Origin of the sequence: Kitasatospora sp. NPDC007106, assembly GCF_040634455.1 — a bacterium.
Taxonomy (GTDB): Bacteria; Actinomycetota; Actinomycetes; order Streptomycetales; family Streptomycetaceae; genus Kitasatospora; species Kitasatospora arboriphila.
Window position 1 is genome coordinate 1 of the sequence record NZ_JBEYFP010001285.1, and the last position, 1301, is coordinate 1301.

1 protein-coding gene and 1 pseudogene are annotated in these 1301 nt (G+C 74.1%); one reads left to right on the forward strand and one right to left on the reverse strand.

Going from position 1 to position 1301, the window contains the following annotated elements:
• Nucleotides 1-218, reverse strand: a pseudogene (locus ABZ641_RS37885) (MFS transporter); the annotation flags it as partial.
• A 141-nt stretch (nucleotides 219-359) separates the two neighbouring features.
• Between ABZ641_RS37885 and ABZ641_RS37890 the strand changes: the two are divergent.
• A complete protein-coding gene (locus tag ABZ641_RS37890; RefSeq protein WP_359989161.1) occupies nucleotides 360-1253 on the forward strand; it encodes a helix-turn-helix transcriptional regulator in 894 nt (297 codons plus the stop codon).
• Nucleotides 1254-1301: the final 48 nt, after the last annotated feature.

Sequence of the window (1301 nt, forward strand, 5' to 3'; positions counted from 1 at the left end):
ATCAGGGTGTAGCCGTCCACCACCCACTGCAGCCCGCCGATCCCGCCGCCCAGGTCGTTGCCGATCGCGGGCAGCGCGACGCTGACGATCAGCGCGTCCAGCGTGATCACGAAGAACCCCAGCAGCGCCGCCCCCAGCGCGAACCCGGCACCCTCCACCGGCACCGCGGCGGTGCCGGACGGGACGGGGCGGTCCGTGGCGGGAAGTGCGGCGGGCATCGGGGGGCCTCCAGGAGCGGGACGGTCGGTCATGCCCTCCAGAAAACCGCGCCCCGCACCCCGGCGGGGCACTCAAGCAGACCCTGACAAGGACCCCCACGCCCGTGCCCCCGCGAACGGTCCGGCCGTAGTGTCGAAGGCATGGACCGACGCACCGAGATCCGCGACTTCCTCACCACCCGCCGGGCCCGCGTCACCCCCGAGCAGGCCGGCCTCACCCTCTCCCCGCTCTCCGGCACCCGCCGCGTCCCCGGCCTGCGCCGCGAGGAGGTCGCCCAACTCGCCGGCGTCAGCGTCCCCTACTACACCCGACTCGAACGAGGCGACGCCCGCGGCGCCACCGACGCCGTCCTCGACACCGTCGCCCGCGTCCTGCTGCTGGACGACGCGGAGCGCGCCCACCTCTTCGACCTCGTCCGCGCCGCCAACGCCAACGCCACCGGCCCGGCAGGACCGGGCCGCCCCGCCCGCCAACCCGTCCGCCCCGGCCTGCGCAACCTCGTCGAGACGATCAGCGGCGTCCCCGCCTACATCCGCAACGCCCGCCTCGACCTCCTGGCCGGCAACACCCTCGCCCGCGCCCTCTTCGCGCCGGTCTTCGACAGCCCCGCCCGCCCCGCGAACGCCGCTCGCTTCACCTTCCTCGACCCCGCCGCCCCCGCGTTCTACCCCGACTGGGAGAGCGTCGCCGACCAGAACGTCGCCACCCTGCGCGCCGAAGTCGGACGCAACCCCTACGACAAGGCGCTCTCCGACCTGATCGGCGAACTCTCCACCCGCGGCGGCGACGCCTTCCGCCAGCGCTGGGCCCGCCACGACGTCCGCCACCACCGCGCCGGAGCCAAGCGCATCCACCACCCCCTCGCCGGCGACCTCACCTTCACCTACGAGACCGCCCAACTCGCCGCCGACGACGGCCTCTACCTCATCCTCTGCGCCGTTCCGCCCGGCAGCCGCGACGCCGAAACCCTCGACCTCCTCGCCAGCTGGAACAGCCCCCAATCCGCAAACGGGCCATCAACACGCAGAACTTGACAGGGAGGCTCTACGACCCGTCCGCACTGCAGCCGGCGCCGGAGCCCG

Bases quoted from the DNA above. Each gene is read 5' to 3' on its own strand.
- ABZ641_RS37890 (WP_359989161.1), top strand. From the start codon at position 360: ATGGACCGACGCACCGAGATCCGCGACTTCCTCACCACCCGCCGGGCC.